General features: G+C 48.7%; 18 protein-coding genes and 1 pseudogene. All 19 read left to right on the top strand.

Annotated features, from left to right (window positions below; genetic code table 11):
- Positions 1-294 (top strand): annotated as a pseudogene (locus MGMO_RS20110) (hypothetical protein); the annotation flags it as partial.
- Positions 295-323: 29 nt separating this feature from the next.
- Positions 324-755 (top strand): GNAT family N-acetyltransferase, encoded by a 432-nt coding sequence (locus MGMO_RS16985; RefSeq protein WP_023496306.1) that lies wholly within the window; start codon positions 324-326, stop codon positions 753-755.
- 21 nt (positions 756-776) lie between these two features.
- A complete protein-coding gene (locus MGMO_RS16980; RefSeq protein ID WP_023496305.1) occupies positions 777-1,154 on the top strand; it encodes a gamma-butyrobetaine hydroxylase-like domain-containing protein in 378 nt (125 codons plus the stop codon).
- Between the two features lie 12 nt (positions 1,155-1,166).
- A complete protein-coding gene (gene ubiE, locus MGMO_RS16975; RefSeq protein WP_152976392.1) occupies positions 1,167-1,916 on the top strand; it encodes a bifunctional demethylmenaquinone methyltransferase/2-methoxy-6-polyprenyl-1,4-benzoquinol methylase UbiE in 750 nt (249 codons plus the stop codon).
- A 12-nt stretch (positions 1,917-1,928) separates the two neighbouring features.
- Complete coding sequence (locus tag MGMO_RS19740) at positions 1,929-2,132, top strand: hypothetical protein (RefSeq protein ID WP_152976391.1); 204 nt, start codon at positions 1,929-1,931, stop codon at positions 2,130-2,132.
- A gap of 6 nt (positions 2,133-2,138) precedes the next feature.
- Positions 2,139-2,780, top strand: coding sequence for an FMN-binding negative transcriptional regulator (locus tag MGMO_RS16970; protein WP_023496303.1), 642 nt, complete (start codon positions 2,139-2,141; stop codon positions 2,778-2,780).
- Positions 2,781-2,802: 22 nt separating this feature from the next.
- Positions 2,803-3,420 carry a ubiquinone biosynthesis accessory factor UbiJ gene (locus MGMO_RS16965; protein WP_023496302.1) on the top strand — a complete coding sequence of 206 codons (618 nt, stop codon included), beginning with the start codon at positions 2,803-2,805 and terminating at the stop codon, positions 3,418-3,420.
- A 13-nt stretch (positions 3,421-3,433) separates the two neighbouring features.
- Positions 3,434-4,984 (top strand): ubiquinone biosynthesis regulatory protein kinase UbiB, encoded by a 1,551-nt coding sequence (ubiB, locus tag MGMO_RS16960; protein WP_023496301.1) that lies wholly within the window; start codon positions 3,434-3,436, stop codon positions 4,982-4,984.
- 94 nt (positions 4,985-5,078) lie between these two features.
- Entirely contained in the window at positions 5,079-6,299 is a 1,221-nt protein-coding gene (locus tag MGMO_RS16955) for an amidohydrolase family protein (protein ID WP_023496300.1), read from the top strand.
- A 183-nt stretch (positions 6,300-6,482) separates the two neighbouring features.
- Positions 6,483-7,052 carry a thioredoxin family protein gene (locus tag MGMO_RS16950; protein WP_023496299.1) on the top strand — a complete coding sequence of 190 codons (570 nt, stop codon included), beginning with the start codon at positions 6,483-6,485 and terminating at the stop codon, positions 7,050-7,052.
- Between the two features lie 30 nt (positions 7,053-7,082).
- Positions 7,083-8,255 carry a phosphoglycerate kinase gene (locus MGMO_RS16945; protein ID WP_023496298.1) on the top strand — a complete coding sequence of 391 codons (1,173 nt, stop codon included), beginning with the start codon at positions 7,083-7,085 and terminating at the stop codon, positions 8,253-8,255.
- Positions 8,256-8,455: 200 nt separating this feature from the next.
- The gene (gene rpoZ / locus MGMO_RS16940) at positions 8,456-8,695 is read left to right on the top strand and encodes a DNA-directed RNA polymerase subunit omega (protein ID WP_023496297.1); all 240 of its coding nucleotides are present in this window, start codon (positions 8,456-8,458) and stop codon (positions 8,693-8,695) included.
- A 4-nt stretch (positions 8,696-8,699) separates the two neighbouring features.
- Positions 8,700-10,868, top strand: a complete 2,169-nt coding sequence (locus MGMO_RS16935) for a RelA/SpoT family protein (protein WP_023496296.1) — start codon at positions 8,700-8,702, stop codon at positions 10,866-10,868.
- 46 nt (positions 10,869-10,914) lie between these two features.
- Positions 10,915-11,316 (top strand): RidA family protein, encoded by a 402-nt coding sequence (locus MGMO_RS16930; protein ID WP_023496295.1) that lies wholly within the window; start codon positions 10,915-10,917, stop codon positions 11,314-11,316.
- A 28-nt stretch (positions 11,317-11,344) separates the two neighbouring features.
- Positions 11,345-13,453, top strand: coding sequence for an ATP-dependent DNA helicase RecG (gene recG, locus MGMO_RS16925; RefSeq protein WP_023496294.1), 2,109 nt, complete (start codon positions 11,345-11,347; stop codon positions 13,451-13,453).
- A gap of 5 nt (positions 13,454-13,458) precedes the next feature.
- Positions 13,459-14,019, top strand: coding sequence for a chorismate--pyruvate lyase family protein (locus tag MGMO_RS16920; protein ID WP_023496293.1), 561 nt, complete (start codon positions 13,459-13,461; stop codon positions 14,017-14,019).
- A 17-nt stretch (positions 14,020-14,036) separates the two neighbouring features.
- Entirely contained in the window at positions 14,037-15,116 is a 1,080-nt protein-coding gene (locus MGMO_RS16915; RefSeq protein WP_023496292.1) for a transglycosylase SLT domain-containing protein, read from the top strand.
- Positions 15,117-15,138: 22 nt separating this feature from the next.
- Positions 15,139-15,510, top strand: a complete 372-nt coding sequence (locus tag MGMO_RS16910; RefSeq protein ID WP_036308542.1) for a hypothetical protein — start codon at positions 15,139-15,141, stop codon at positions 15,508-15,510.
- Complete coding sequence (locus tag MGMO_RS16905) at positions 15,507-16,061, top strand: hypothetical protein (protein ID WP_023496290.1); 555 nt, start codon at positions 15,507-15,509, stop codon at positions 16,059-16,061. Before MGMO_RS16910 ends, MGMO_RS16905 begins: the two co-directional genes overlap by 4 nt.
- Positions 16,062-16,201 lie beyond the last annotated feature (140 nt).

The following is a 16,201-nucleotide window of genomic DNA, read 5'->3' as shown; positions in this document are numbered from 1 at the left end:
ATATTGCAACAAAATAAATATCGCCCAACAAGAAACACTATCAAGCTGAAACTGGACCACTTAGGTTTATTGATTTCCGGCGAGTGGGCGAAGAATAACCAGACACGCCTTATTAATACACGCCATGTCTCTGTTTGGGTTAAGGCACTGCTTAAATCAGTGGATCATGATGAAACCCTGCAAATTATTGGTCGAGTGTCTGCTGATGTTAACAGTTTATTGACACATAACATCGCTCACGATGCCATCACCGTTGATCGCTACTATGCCTTAGATGACGAAGCACAGTTTTAATTTGTGCTTTTCATCGATTAAAATGACGCATGGATACATCAATCGAAATCAAATTAATCCCAAACGATAAACTGATCTCAATCATCCCCCTCATCAAAAAGCTTAACCCAACCATTCCTGAAACCACGCTTAACATCCGGCTAGAAGAAATGATTGCCCAAGGCTATCAATGCGCTGGCTTGTATAAGGAGAACAAGCTGATCGGCATTTGCGGGCTGTGGATCATGACCAAATTTTATGTCGGCAAGCACATCGAGCCGGATAATGTCTTTATCTTGCCCGAATACCGCAAGCAAGGCTTAGGTAAGCGCTTGCTGCAATGGGTTTATGATTACGGCCTATTTCAGGATTGTATCGCCAGCGAACTCAACTGTTATGTCAGCAATGAAACGGGCAATACCTTTTGGGAACAAGAAGGCTTTGAGAAAATAGGTTATCATTATCAGAAACCACTTGAATAGCCTTGAAAACCAAAGCCAAAAATGCGATTAAAAATAGAACCTTGCAACACCTTACCCACCGACATCAAGCTGCATCAGGTTTCCAGTATCCTTGAAATCCACTTTGATAATGGTCAAGCCTTTAATTTGCCGTGCGAATACCTGCGCGTCTATACGCCGTCGGCAGAAGCGTTGGGCCACGGCCCTGGGCAGGAAATCCTCCAGGTCGATAAAGAAAATGTTACGATTAACGAGATAAAGCCCATTGGTAATTACGCCATCGCCTTTGTTTTTAGCGATGGGCATAACACAGGTATTTACAGTTGGGATCTGCTTTACAAGCTCGGTGCGGAGTATCCAACCTTATGGGCAGATTACCTGCACAGGCTTGAATTGGCAGGACATCGACGAAATCCATAGATAACGGTATATATCATGACAGAAAACACCACCCATTTCGGCTTTAAACGGGTCGCTGCCGAAGAAAAAGCCGGCTTGGTACGCGGCGTATTTGATTCGGTTGCGGAACATTACGACATCATGAACGACCTGATGTCGATGGGCATCCATCGCATATGGAAACGCATTGCCGTGCAGTTGAGCAATGTCCGCAAAGGCGAGCAAGTGCTGGATTTGGCAGGAGGCACGGGCGACCTCACGACCTTGTTCGAGCAACGGGTAGGCGATGAGGGCAATGTCGTCCTAGCCGACATCAACGCCCAGATGTTACGCACGGGCCGTAACCGCCTGATTGATCGCGGCTTGGTCGGCAACGTGCAGTACACCCAGGTCAATGCCGAATGCCTGCCTTTTGCCGATGGCTCCTTCGATTGTGTGTGCATTGCGTTTGGCTTACGCAACGTCACCGACAAGGATGCGGCCTTGCGCTCCATGTATCGCGTATTGAAACCCGGCGGACGCGCCATCGTCCTGGAGTTCTCCCATCCCATCGACCCGGTCACCGAGAAAGTTTATGATTTCTACTCGTTTAATCTGCTGCCAAAAATCGGCAAGTGGGTAGCGAAAGATGAAGACAGCTACCGCTATCTGGCCGAATCCATCCGTATGCACCCCAAGCAGGGTGAACTGAAAGCCATGATGGAAACGGCGGGGTTTGAGCGCTGTGAATATTTCAATATGACACAGGGGATTGTGGCGGTGCATCGGGGTTATAAGCTCTAGCTAAATACCAGAATGGATGGTCTTTTAGAATTGCTTGCTTTATTAGCCGCATGGCGAGTCGCTGCTTGCTTCGCTGGCTCAATAACTCTAGCAATATTATTATCAAATTCTTTTGAAAACTTTACTGCGGGTTATTGCATTATCTTAGTTTTCATTGGAATAGGATTTGGTATTTTTTGGCAAGATCGTGCAGATGTTGAAAGATCGAAAAAATAAAGCATCATGTATATCCCAAAACATTTTGAAGTGACAGATGTTACGACGCTACATGAATTGATTCATGATTATCCTTTGGCCACTTTGGTAACGATGTCAGCAGATGGCATAAACGCAAACCATATTCCGATGCACCTTACCGATACACCTGAACCTTACGGAACTTTACGAGGGCATGTGGCACGGGCAAATCCGTTACTTGGTGAAATTGGTAGCGACATACAATCACTCGTTATTTTTCACGGGCCGAATGCTTATATTACGCCCTCCTGGTATGAAACAAAGAAAGAACACGGAAAAGTAGTACCTACATGGAATTATGCTGTCGCCCATGCTTACGGTATTTTACAGATTGTCGATAAACCCGAATGGTTACGCGCTCAACTCGAAACGCTTACCGATCAAAATGAGTCACAATTTTCAGAACCTTGGGCTATAGCTGATGCACCCACAGAGTTTACCGAAAAATTGCTGGAATCTATCGTTGGAATTGAAATGAAAATCACTAAACTTGTTGGTAAATGGAAAGTAAGCCAAAACCAACCTCCGCAAAATCGAGAAAGCGTAATAGACGGGTTAAATAAAGACAAACAATTAGGTGCGTCGAAAATGGCGGAACTCGTCAAAGAATCCCATAAGATTATCTAATTGCCGTAGTTTAAAAACTAACATGCTTATCAAACCCCTCCTAATCGCCACGCTTGAAACAGCCCTCAACCGCTATCTAGCGCTCGATAACAATAAAGAAGATTTGCTTATCCCCTTAAAAGGCAAAGTCATCGCACTGACTATTCTGCCCTTTAATGAAACCCTCTATCTTTGCCCAACCAGCGATTCCATCCAGATCATCGACCAAATAACAGGCCAGCCCGATACCACCATCAGTGGTTCGGCGTGGGCTTTGGGTTTGATGGGCATCAGTGCCAAGCCGATGCGTTCGGTGTTTTCTGGCGAGATTAAAATCGAAGGTGACATCCAGACGGGCAAGCAATTTCAAGCCGTGTTCAAAAAGCTCGATATTGATTTGGAAGGCTTGATGGCGCAGTACACCGGACATGACATCGCCAGCAAAATAAGCCAGTTCTTCCGCTCCGGGCAAAAATGGGGCAAGGAAACCATTGAGACATTCAAGCTAAATGCCGCCGAATTCCTGCAAGAAGAAACCCGCGACTTGCCTGCCGAACCGGAAATTGAATTGTTCTACCGAGATGTCGATACGTTACGAAACGACAGTGATCGGTTAGAATGCCGCATTGAGCGCTTGGCGCAGCACCTCACCACGAAATAAAAATAACAAAACCGTGTTTTACCCTAGAATCCTCTTTCGCCTGATCCATATCAACTGGGTGCTGGTCTCGCACGGTCTGGACGAGATCGTATTTAAAACCCATTTGTTCCGTTCCATCCGTTATCTGGCGGTGTTTTCCCCAAGTTATTGGCGAAAACCGAAAACGGAACCGCGTGCCGTCCGCATTCGCAAGGCCCTGGAAGATTTGGGGCCGATTTACGTCAAGTTCGGGCAAGCCTTATCCACCCGTAAAGACCTGTTGCCGGAAGATATAGCCGATGAACTGGTGAAATTACAGGACCGAGTCCCGCCTTTCGCCAAGGAAACCGCGCTAAAAATCATTGAGAATGAGCTGGGGGCGCCGATTGCCCAGATCTTTGCCCAGTTTGAGGCAGAACCGCTGGCGTCGGCCTCAGTCGCGCAAGTCCATGCTGCCCAGTTGCACAATGGCAAGCAGGTTGTCGTTAAAGTGCTCCGCCCTGACATTGAAGAGGGTATTTATTCCGACATCGGTTTATTGTACGAACTGGCACGCATTGCGGAAAAGTTTTGGCCGGACGCACGGCGGTTACGGCCCATGCAAGTAGTCGCCGAATTTGAGCGTAGCACACTGGACGAACTCGACCTGCTAAGGGAAGCCGCCAACGCGGCCAAATTGCGCCGCAACTTTGAAAATTCTGAACTCCTCTACGTACCTGAAATCAACTGGGATTACACCCGCCGTAAAGTCATGGTGATGGAGCGGATTTATGGGATACCTGTCGGCGAAACCGAGCGCCTGAAAAAAGAAGGCGCGAACTTCAAGTTATTGGCGGAACGCGGGGTGGAAATATTTTTTACCCAGGTGTTCAGGGACAACTTTTTCCATGCCGATATGCACCCAGGCAATATCTTCGTCGATTTGCCGGCCAAATATATAGCGGTCGATTTTGGCATCGTCGGTTCGTTGTCATTGACCGACCAACATTATCTGGCTGAAAATTTCCTGGCATTCTTTAACCGCGATTACCGCAAAGTCGCGCAAATGCACGTTGAATCGGGCTGGGTGGACAGTTCCACGCGCATCGAGGAATTTGAATCCGCCATCCGTAGCGTGTGCGAGCCGATTTTTGAAAAACCGCTGAAAGACATCAGCTTTGGGCAACTGTTGCTGCGCTTGTTCCAAACTGCCCGTCGGTTCGACATGCATGTACAACCGCAATTGGTGCTATTACAAAAAACTTTGCTTAACATCGAAGGCCTTGGTCGGGAGCTATATCCCGACTTGGACTTATGGCAAACCGCCAAGCCCTTCCTAGAAAAATGGTTTAAGGAACGTGTCGGCCCCAAGGCCAAAATCACAGAAATCCTTAAGCAAATTCCCCACATTGCAGAACATTTTCCTGAAATCCCAGAACTTGTCTTCAAAACACTGGAAAGCACGGCCAATTCCCAGAAACGGGCAGAAAATCAGCAACGCGAACTGGCCCTGCTACGCGAACAAATGGAAATGCAGCACCGCAACACCTTATGGTCGATTTATATTGGGGCTATCTTGATTAGTTTGGCGATTTTGTTGAGATGAGAATCTTTTAATAGCAACCACGCTCCCAAGGCAGCATACTCTTTACTATTTTGATTATGTTTTGCTTTAGTCAACCTCTCTTAGACGGGCATCCATGAACAATCCGAACAAGTCCCGCCGCCGTTTTATGCAATGCGCCGCCCTTGGTTTAAGTGCGGCCAGTTTTCCGGTTCCTGCCTTTTTTAGGTTGACCAATTATTGTCTTAATCCCAATGAAACGCCAGCATCTGAGTTAGAAAAGAAAGCTTGGCAGGGTATTAATCCGATGGACTGGTGGGATTGCCATACCCATATTGTAGGATCGGGCGATGGTGGCAGCGGCATTACCTTGAGCCAGGATATGGATGCCCCGCTGATGCACCCGATTCAAACTCTTTTGCACTGGGCTTATGCAAACGGCGCATGTGTCGGGACTAAGGGGCAAGACGTTGCTTTCGTTAAGCGAATACTGGCATTGCTAGAAAGTATGCCGAAAGGCGCCAAGGCCATGCTATATGCTTTCGATAAAGCGCATGGCGCCAACGGGGATGCCGATCACGCCAACACGGCTTTTTTTGTGCCCAACGAATATGCTATGGCGTTGGCAAGACAATACCCTGAAAGATTTGAATGGGTCGCCAGCATCCATCCTTATCGCCGCGATTGCGAAGCGGTTTTGGAACAGGCCGTTTTGCAAGGCGCACGGGCGATAAAATGGCTTCCGCCGGCCATGGGAATTGACCCTGCTTCACCCCTGTGCGATCGATTTTATAAGGTTGCGGCGAAGCTCAACATTCCAATTATTAGCCATGGCGGCGAAGAAAAGTCTGTGCATGGTGCAAATCAATCCCTATTCGGCAACCCTTTACGCTTGCGCCGTGCATTGGATGCGGGGGTTCGTGTTGTCATTGCACATTGCGCCACATTGGGTAGCTATCTTGACGAAAAAGGAAAGTCAGTGAGAAGTTTCGATCTTTTCGCGCAATTAATGGCTGACAAACAATGGCAAGGCCAGTTGTTCGGGGATATTTCCGCTATCACTTTACGTAATCGTAAGCTTGAAGTCATTAAGACTTTATTGACCGAAACCGCGTGGCATAGCCGTTTACTCAATGGTTCGGATTATCCCTTGACGGGCGTTTTGCCGTTGATTTCGGTAAAAAACTTTGTTGAATCTGGCTTATTGGCAGAGGAAAGCCTTCGGCCATTACTGGTATTGCAGGATTATCACCCGTTTCGTTTCGATTTTGCATTAAAACGAAGCTTGTCATGGCAAGGTAAACGCTTCACCAATACCATCTTTGAAACGCGGCCATTCTTTATGGCAATTAAGTAGCACAATAGGTGTGTCGCTGAGACGAGCATCATTTCCGATCTGTTGAAATAGAGTTATCAGGTTTTAAATTGCTTTTAAACCCCCTCAATAAATACAAAACTTCCCTATTTTGATGTACATTACCCGTACTAAACCGTAATTTAATAAATCTACACTTAATAAAAACTTACGAGGAAAAAAATCATGGTATCTCTTAACCCGCCTGTCTGCGATTTTGGCACTAAAGCGCCGGACTTTAAACTGCTGGGCGTTGACGGCAAGACCTGGACTTTACAGGATTGTATGGGCAGGAATGGCCTGTTGGTCATGTTTATTTGTAACCATTGCCCTTACGTGAAAGCCGTGCATGGGCGAATCCTTAGGGATACCCGCGAGTTAATGGGGTATGGCATTAATTCCGTAGCCATTATGTCCAACGATACGGTCAATTACCCTGACGATTCGTATGAAAACATGAAGAAGATCGCCGCCGAGTATAAATACCCGTTCCCTTACCTGATCGATGAAACCCAGGAAATCGCCAAGGCCTATGGGGCGGTTTGTACGCCGGATTTCTTCGGCTACAACACGGATTTTGAATTGCAATACCGTGGCCGCCTGGATGCCAGCCGTAAAGATACCGCCCCCGACGGCACACGGCGCGACCTGTTCGAAGCGATGAAGCAGGTCGCGCATACCGGGCAAGGCCCACAAGACCAGATTTCCAGCATCGGCTGCTCTATCAAATGGAAAGAAGAAGCCGCTGAAGCGTAACATTAACTACCGAAAAAGAGAGAAAGTAATATGTCGATAAAAAGAATGGTTGACCTGGATTTGGCCGGCAAGCGGGTGTTGATCCGCCAAGACCTGAACGTCCCGGTCAAAAATGGCAAGGTCACCAGCGATATTCGCATACAGGCGAGTGTGCCGACCATTGAGAAAGCCTTGGCAGCCGGTGCCGCCGTAATGGTGATGTCCCATTTAGGCCGTCCTGCCGAAGGCCACTATGACGAAGACTCTTCTTTGAGACCTGTCGCTGAACGGCTGTCCAGCTTGTTGGGCAAGCCCGTAAGGCTGGAACGCGAATGGTTGGACGGTATTGCCGTCAATCCAGGTGAAGTCGTGTTATGTGAAAACGTCCGTTTTAATGTCGGCGAAGAAAAAAATAACGACGAGCTAGGCAAGCGTATGGCAGCCTTATGTGACGTCTTCGTGATGGATGCCTTCGGCACGGCCCACCGGGCGCAAGCATCAACCCATAGCGTGGCAAAGTTTGCCCCGATTGCCTGCGCCGGCCCATTGCTGGCGAGCGAACTGGATGCCTTAGGCAAGGCATTGGAAACACCGACCAAACCCTTGGTCGCCATTGTGGGCGGCTCCAAAGTCAGTACCAAATTGACGGTGCTAAAATCCTTGTCTGAGAAAGTCGACCAACTCATCGTCGGCGGAGGCATTGCCAATACCTTTATTGCGGCAATGGGTTTTTCGGTTGGAAAGTCCTTGTATGAACCTGACTTGATTGATGAGGCCAAACGCTTGATAGCCGCCGCCAAAAGTGCGGGTTCTGATATTCCTATTCCTACCGATGTGGTTTGTGCCAAAGAATTCGCGGATAGTGCAGTGGCTACCGTCAAACAAGTCGCCGACGTCGAAGCGGACGACCTTATCTTGGATATAGGGCCTGATACCGCCCAACATTATGCGGACATCTTGAAATCTGCCGGGACAATCGTTTGGAACGGCCCGGTTGGCGTGTTTGAAATCGACCAATTCGGCGAAGGCACTAAAACCTTGTCGATGGCAATTGCCGAAAGTCCGGCGTTTTCGATTGCAGGCGGCGGGGATACCCTGGCCGCAATCGACAAATATGGCATCGAGGACAAGGTGTCTTATACCTCGACAGGGGGAGGGGCTTTCCTTGAGTTTCTGGAAGGTAAGGAACTCCCTGCCGTTGCCATATTGAAGTCGAGAGGTTAACCCACGCCCAGCCCTCTCCCAAAGGGAGAGGGGTGTTTTGAATTTCCTAAAGATTTCCACCAAACTAAATTTTTACCCCTTAATTTGAACAAAAACACAACAACCTGTTGTTTTTATGTTAATTTAATGATACATCTATCACCATAGAACCAACCGACCATTAATATGGTCATAACAACGTAACTATAAAAGGAACACCAATGGCTAGAGTCACCATCGAAGATTGTTTAGAACATGTAGAAAACCGCTTTAAGTTGGTTTTGCTGGCAGGTGCCCGCGCACGCCAACTGAGTCACGGCGCGACCGAGTTTTTGCCGCGCAACAAAGACAAAGACACCGTACTTGCCCTGCGCGAAATCGCGGAAGGCCACGTTACTACGGAAAATATCAACACGCTACATCGTACTGTTGAAGTGCATGAGCAAAACCTGATGTTCTGAACCTATGCTAGACGTCGCTGACAGTATCGAACTTGAACGCCCTCAGGACAAACTGGTGCGGCGTTTGTGTTCGACATTGTCCGGCTATCTGGACAAAGACCAAGTCGACGCTTGTGTCCGTGCTTATGAATTTGGCGCAAAAGCGCATTCTGGCCAGTTCCGCAAAAGTGGCGAGGCCTATATTTGCCATCCTGTCGCCGTTGCCATCAGCCTTGCCGAAATTCGGATGGATGCCAACTGCATCGTGGCAGCTATCCTGCATGATGTCATTGAAGATACGGGGGTAAGCAAACAGGAACTGGCAAAAGCCTTCAACCCTGAAGTTGCGGAACTGGTCGATGCCGTCACCAAACTGACCAAGATCGACAGTAAGTCCCACGCCGAGACCCAAGCCGAAAACGTCCGCAAGATGTTCCTGGCGATGGGCAAAGATTTGCGCGTCATCATGGTCAAACTGGCCGACCGGCTTCATAACATGCAAACCTTGGGTGCCATGCCCGCCGAGGCAAAACGCCGGATCGCCCGGGAAACCCTGGATATTTATGCCCCCATTGCCAATCGACTGGGCATGAACAATATTCGGCATAAACTGGAGTTGCTCAGTTTTCATGCGATGTATCCACGGCGTTACAACATCCTGGATAACGCCTTAAAAAAGGCGCGAGGCAATCGCCGTAAAATCATTGATGTGATCGAAAGTACCCTGAAAAACCGCATTAGCCAAGCCAAGTTGGTTTGTGAAGTGTCAGGACGGGAAAAAAACCTCTACAGCATTTACCAAAAAATGTTGCATAAAAAAGTGTCCTTGAACGATGTTTTTGATGTCTATGCGTTCAGGATTTTTTGCGACTCCGTGGATGATTGCTACCGCATCTTGGGCATCGTCCATAACCTGTACAAACCCATTCCAGGCAAATTCAAGGATTACATTGCCCTGCCCAAGGCAAACGGTTATCAATCTTTGCATACCATCCTCATCGGCCCCTTTGGTTTTCCCATCGAAATCCAGATCAGGACGCACGAAATGCACCGCATGGCGGAATCCGGCATTGCGGCGCATTGGTTATACAAATCCGATGACGACAAGAACGACAAATTCCAAGACCGTGCCAATGAATGGCTGCGGGATTTGCTGGAAATCCAGCAAACAGCCGGCGATTCCCTGGAGTTCATCGATAACCTTAAGATTGACTTGTTCCCGCAGGAGGTTTTTGTCTTTACGCCTAAAGGCGAAATCATCAAAATGCCTAGGGGAGCGAGCATTATTGATTTTGCCTACGCCGTGCATACGGACATTGGCAATGCCTGCGTTTCCGCTCGTGTTGACCGGAAGCTGGTGCCGCTGCAAACTCAGCTTGAGAACGGCGTTACCGTTGAAGTCATTACTGCCATCTGGGCTCGGCCTAACCCACTTTGGCTGAATTATGTCACCACGGCTAAAGCGCGTTCGGGAATCCGCAATTATTTGAAGAATTTCAAGCAGCAGGAAGCGATCAGCTTGGGCCGTCGTTTATTGGACAAGGAATTTCAGGCCATGCACTTACAACTGGATGCCATCGACCAGTCTAAAATAAAAGCCTTACTTAAAATCTCCGGCAAAAAGACCTTGGATGAATTACTTGAGGATATTGGCTTAGGTAACAAAATGCCGTTCCTCATTGCTAAGCAACTGACTCAAGATGACATTCATGCTGCAATCCGATTAGACGATAAAGAACAAAATCAGCGGGCGCCCTTGGTCATCAAAGGGACAGAAGGCATGGTCATTACCTTGGCGAAATGTTGCCGTCCCATTCCTGGCGATTCCATTATTGGTTTTTTTAACCCAGGCAAAGGGATCGTCGTCCATCACCATGATTGCCGAAACAGCAACGATGTCAGGAAGAAGCAAACCAGTTGGCTAGACGTGGAATGGAGCCAAGACACAACGGGAGAATTCCCTGCTGAGCTACGGCTGGAAATCCTGAACCAACGAGGTTCGCTGGCAACAGTCGCCACAACGATTTCGGAGAACAATTCCAATATCGAAAACGTCACCGTCATCGAACAGGATTCCCGCGTAAGCGTCGATTTGATTACCATAAGCGTAAAAGACCGTGTTCACCTCGCCCAAATAATGCGGAAGCTAAAAGACTTGCCTATCGTGATAAAAATTACACGGGTAAAGGCGTAATACTGTATTCATTCAGCTCGGTTAATTACGAACCTTAGCAATCAAAATGACCAAAACCCTCATCAACACTGACCTAGCCCCAAAAGCCATTGGCACGTATTCGCAAGCCATAAAGGTCGACCAAACGGTCTACCTATCAGGACAAATTCCCTTGATTCCGGAAACCATGCAACTGGTTGAAGGCGATGTTTCCGCGCAAATCACGCAAGTGTTCAACAACTTGAAAGCGGTTGCAGAAGCCGCTGGCGGGGGCCTAAGCGACGTGGTCAAATTGAATGTGTTCCTGGTCGATTTAGCGCACTTCCCCCTCGTCAATGAAATTATGGGACGTTACTTCCAAGAACCTTATCCTGCCCGTGCTGCCATTGGGGTGGCCGCCTTGCCCAAAGCCGCCCAGGTGGAAATGGACGCTATTATGGTGCTTGATCCGCAAGAATACCCCATCTGAGAACGAAAACGCCAATTTCGCACTAACCATGCCAAAGTCAGGTATCCCTATAACCCATCAACCTGACTCCCTTAAGCAATTAACCACAACCTTAACCGGAATCGGTAGCCGAACGGCGGCGCAATTGGAAAAGCTCGGTATCCGAATGGTCCAAGACCTGCTTTTCCMCCTGCCGATCCGTTATGAAGACAAGACCCGTATTTGTCCGATTGCCAATTTAGCGACGGGAATGACGGCACTCATTAGCGGTAAGGTTGAGTTCATAGATGTGTTGCCCAGAGGCAGAAAAAGCTTAATCTGCCGGATTAGCGATGGCACGGGGTTTATTGATTTAAGGTTTTTCCACTTCACTGCCCAGCAGCACAACAACCTTAAATCGGGGACGATACTCAGTTGTTTTGGTGAAGTGCGTTATGGCTATGCTGGCCTGGAAATGGTGCATCCTGAATACAGCATCATAGCTAATACGGATAAGTCGATCCCAGAATTGTACTTGACCCCTGTTTACCCGCTGACAGAGGGGCTAAATCAAAGTACCGTCAGGAAGGCCGTGAAACAGGCATTGGCACTGCTCGAGAACCCAGATGCCCTGAAAGACTGGCTTCCCGCCCTACCCAAGCAATACGATTACCCACCGTTAGTGGACGCAATCAAGACGCTTCATGCGCCGGATGCGCAGACCACCCTTGAAGCCCTACAAAACGGTGATGTCCCGGCACTGAAACGGCTGGCGTTTGAAGAACTGTTAGCGCATCACCTTAGCCTTAAACTCGCCAAACATAAGGCGAAAGCTTGGCAATCGCCCCGCTTTTCTGCCACCCCCACGGCAACAAAACCATTCCTGGACGCACTGCCTTTTAAGCTGACCGACGCACAGCGTAGGGTCATGGCGGAAATTGCGGCGGATTGCGGACAACGCCGCCCCATGATGCGATTAGTGCAAGGCGATGTCGGTTCCGGCAAAACCATCGTTGCCGCTTATGCCACCTTACTTGCGCTGGGGGCTGGACATCAAGTCGCCATCATGGCACCGACAGAATTACTGGCGGAGCAGCATTACCGTAATTTCAGCGAATGGTTTGACGGTTTCACTACGCAAATTGTTTTGCTGACTAGCCAAATGAAAGGCAATCAACGCAAAGAAATTTTAGTGGCGTTGGAAGATGGTTCGTCAGGCATCGCCATCGGTACCCATGCCTTATTCCAGGATGAGGTCAGTTTTCATCGTTTGGGTTTGGTTATCATCGACGAACAGCACCGTTTCGGTGTCCATCAGCGACTGGCCTTGCGTGCCAAGGGGCAGCAAGGCCGTATCAGGCCGCACCAACTGGTCATGACCGCCACCCCTATTCCGCGCACCTTGGCGATGTTGCAATATTCCGATTTGGACATTTCCATCATCGACCAACTGCCGCCGGGCAGGAAGCCCGTCACTACCAGCGTAATCCCCAGCGAGCGGCGGAATGAGGTCATTAATCGCATCAACAACTGGGTAAGCAATAAGAAACAGGCCTATTGGGTGTGTACCTTAATTGAAGAATCCGAACTTCTCCAGTGCGAAGCCGCCGAAAAGACAGCCGAAAAATTAACCATGGCTTTACCTGGCGTACGTATCGCACTGCTGCATGGCCGAATGAAAACCATCGATAAAGAGGCCGTCATGCGAGCTTTCAAAAAGCATGACATTGACCTGTTGGTTGCCACCACAGTCATTGAAGTCGGCGTGGATGTCCCCAACGCCAGCTTGATGATTATCGAAAATCCTGAACGGTTGGGATTGTCACAACTGCACCAATTGCGTGGCCGAGTCGGGCGGGGCAGCGACGACAGTTTTTGCCTGTTGCTGTACCAATCGCCCTTGTCCGATAATGCCCGCCAGCGTTTGGGCATCTTGCGGGACAGTAACGACGGCTTCTTGATTGCCGAAAAGGATTTGCAACTGCGTGGCCCCGGTGAAGTGATGGGCATTCGACAGACCGGCCAAGTCAACTTCAAAATTGCCGATTTGGTCAGGGATGCGGATTTGCTGGATAATATCCCCACCATTGCCGACTCCCTGTTTGTCGATACGCCCGAAGCCGTAGCACCCTTAATTGACCGCTGGTTAGGCCACAATCCCGACTATTCCGAGGTTTAAACTCATTGACCACCCAAAGTATCTTATTCAACCGTGAACCTGATTGGCACGAGCACAGGCGAGGAAGCCACCACACCCTCCCGCAAGCCGTCCGGTCCTGGGCTTACGAAGCCGGCTCGCTGACGCAACGGTTACGTGATTATTACGGTAACCACATCGCCGTGAACATCCTTTTCCACCAATGGCGCACACCGTTCTTAAGCGAACGCAGGCAGCTTCATTTGCCGTTGACTCGATTCTGCCTAATCCGTGAAGTTGCCCTACACACAGATGGCAAACCCTTGCTGTTGGCTAGGACAATTATTCCCGAAGAAACCATCAAGGTCGCCCATCGCAACCTCTCTCATCTGGGCACCCGGCCACTCGGCGAAGTGATTTTTTCTTATCCCGACTTGGAGCGAGTGACAATGGATTTGGCTTTGATAATGCCGACCATCTGGACTGAACAAACCCAACATAATGCCAACATAACCCAACCCATCTGGGGACGACGGACCGTCTACGCCATCCAAAAGCGGCCAATGTTGGTAAGCGAGTTTTTTCTGCCTGAAATCTTGGCGCATTAATAGATATATTTTACCTGATGAACAAGCCTGCCGGACCCGCAACAAAAGTACGGAACACCGATAATCCTCCAGCTAAACGCGCACCACGCAAACGCCCCCTAAAAAAACCAATAAATACTTTTCCTCCCCGCAGCTTACGGCAACAATTCCTGCTCATAACAATTGAAACGCTGTCCCTTGCCGCTATCGCAATCTATGCCATTGTCGTCGTGCTGGGGAATGCCGGAAACTGGTTTTCCGGCACGAGTTTTTTGGGCAGTTTACTGCCGTTTGCCGTAGGCGTTATGGCCCTTATCCTGGTGTCGACCATTTTTTTGGTTGCTTGGTGGAAGTTGCGTAACTATTTAAAAAACCATTCGTTTACGACTATTCCGGCGATAGCGGTTGGACTTGTGTTGGCAGTGGCAATGCTCTCTGGGCAAGATAGGCTAAGCCAATCATTCGGCCAGTTCCGCACGCTGGTCGGCGGCAAAGAAGAAGCCAGCCGGGTTACCCTCAACCATCAAGTGTTTGCCGCTTATCGACGTTATAGTTCAGCCAACCTTAACAAAATGATGCATCGGGCCGAACCTTATAACGCAGCTATTGCGGAAGCTGCCGCAGAATTTGATATTGACCAGAACTTGCTGCAGGGAATCGCTGCAACGGAATCATCCTTTAAACCCAGGGACAGCAATGACGGCGGCCACGGTTTGTTCCAGATCACGGCAGTGCCAACCTCCGTGTTGGAAGAAGCCAAAGAACAATTGCAAACAGGCCAGCTATCCCTGTACGATCATCGCCATAACGCCTTCATCGCCGCCGCCACTTTCAAACATTACTTGGCAGAAATGAAAAATGACGTGTTCCTTGGTTTGCTCGCCTACAATATAGGCCCTGCGAATGGCGGACTTCGCTTCATCATGAAAAAATACGGCGTGACCGATTTCATTACCATTCAACCTTACCTCCAGTTGCTCCCGCGTGATTACCCTATCCGCGTGTTGTCTTATGCGTTGGCATTTCGTCTTTGGCAAAAACAAGGTAAACTTCTGGCTTATGAAGAAGGCAACAACGCCATGCAAATACAACGCATCGGCGTGCCGGGTTTACCTTAGTTATGGTTTTTGGGTGAGAGTCTTGATTATTCGGTTTTCTTTACTGCTGACGCTGGGTGCTTGTGCCAATTTTTTGCTTGCGGTCGTTCTCGAGCAGGTCATGCTAACTGACCTTGCCGGTCAGTTATCGCAACTGGGCGTTACGGCGTTGCTAGGCAGTTTTTTTCTCTTTTTGCTAGGCGGTTTAGGATTGCTGAGCAAGTTGATTGCCGTGGCTTTTTTCGATTATTTTTCCGCTAACCGACGTATCGAGCGACGGGTACTGTTTTACCTAGGCAAACGTGACAGCCTGAATCAATTGTTCCACTTTAAAAAAGCCCGTTTGCGGTATTTCAACCAACAACACCGCAAACGGCTCCTCAAGGAAGATGACCGAAAATCTGTGCCGTCATGAAAACCTTAAGACAGCGAATTCACGATACCGTCAGCCTAATCCATTCGATTAAGGACAGGAATCTCGCATGGCAAACGGCAAACCAAGACCAACAACTCAAACTGTCTCATGACCAACGGCTAGCCGAAAAAAAACTGGCCGCTGAATTAGCCAAAAAAAACGTACAGCTAGCACATGAGATTGAATTGCTGAAAACGCGACAACAGGCTGAACTCAGCATGTTAAAAACCCGCTGCAAAGAAGACATCAAAGATTATCAACAATACCTGGATTCCCTGAACCAGCTCAAGTTAGTAATACAAACCAGCTACGCCCACTTGCCCGACGCGATTGCCCATACCATCCACCATCACGCAAAATCGCTGCTTAACGCGATGTGGGAAACGGAAAATTTGGCGGAAAAAATAAAACTGGAGGCCCAGCTAATCAAGTTCATGGCAACGATCCATGACGAAGCCCATCAATTCCGTATTGGGTCGCTGTCAGGCGGATTGCCTGAAAATACTTTGAGGTTAATGGATCAAGACACAAGCCAGCCCTTGACGCATTAAACTATTTATTTAAGGCAAGCTGAATCAATTTGTTATCTGATTACGTAGAACCCACAGCAAATTTTGAAGTCAAAGTTGGAAATGCAAATCTTTGAAAGCAAAGGAGGCGTGAGGTGAGCAAAAACAAAGTGCAATTCCAG

The sequence above is a fragment of the Methyloglobulus morosus KoM1 genome, assembly GCF_000496735.2.
Taxonomy (GTDB): domain Bacteria; phylum Pseudomonadota; class Gammaproteobacteria; order Methylococcales; family Methylomonadaceae; genus Methyloglobulus; species Methyloglobulus morosus.
Note: the sequence above shows the minus strand (reverse complement) of the source record. Positions and strands in the feature narration are given on the sequence as shown.

Coding starts and splice junctions, on each gene's coding strand:
- MGMO_RS16985 (WP_023496306.1), top strand. CDS start 324: ATGGATACATCAATCGAAATCAAATTAATCCCAAACGATAAACTGATC.
- MGMO_RS16980 (WP_023496305.1), top strand. CDS start 777: ATGCGATTAAAAATAGAACCTTGCAACACCTTACCCACCGACATCAAG.
- MGMO_RS19740 (WP_152976391.1), top strand. CDS start 1,929: ATGGATGGTCTTTTAGAATTGCTTGCTTTATTAGCCGCATGGCGAGTC.
- MGMO_RS16970 (WP_023496303.1), top strand. CDS start 2,139: ATGTATATCCCAAAACATTTTGAAGTGACAGATGTTACGACGCTACAT.
- MGMO_RS16965 (WP_023496302.1), top strand. CDS start 2,803: ATGCTTATCAAACCCCTCCTAATCGCCACGCTTGAAACAGCCCTCAAC.
- MGMO_RS16955 (WP_023496300.1), top strand. CDS start 5,079: ATGAACAATCCGAACAAGTCCCGCCGCCGTTTTATGCAATGCGCCGCC.
- MGMO_RS16950 (WP_023496299.1), top strand. CDS start 6,483: ATGGTATCTCTTAACCCGCCTGTCTGCGATTTTGGCACTAAAGCGCCG.
- MGMO_RS16945 (WP_023496298.1), top strand. CDS start 7,083: ATGTCGATAAAAAGAATGGTTGACCTGGATTTGGCCGGCAAGCGGGTG.
- rpoZ (WP_023496297.1), top strand. CDS start 8,456: ATGGCTAGAGTCACCATCGAAGATTGTTTAGAACATGTAGAAAACCGC.
- MGMO_RS16935 (WP_023496296.1), top strand. CDS start 8,700: ATGCTAGACGTCGCTGACAGTATCGAACTTGAACGCCCTCAGGACAAA.
- MGMO_RS16930 (WP_023496295.1), top strand. CDS start 10,915: ATGACCAAAACCCTCATCAACACTGACCTAGCCCCAAAAGCCATTGGC.
- MGMO_RS16915 (WP_023496292.1), top strand. CDS start 14,037: ATGAACAAGCCTGCCGGACCCGCAACAAAAGTACGGAACACCGATAAT.
- MGMO_RS16905 (WP_023496290.1), top strand. CDS start 15,507: ATGAAAACCTTAAGACAGCGAATTCACGATACCGTCAGCCTAATCCAT.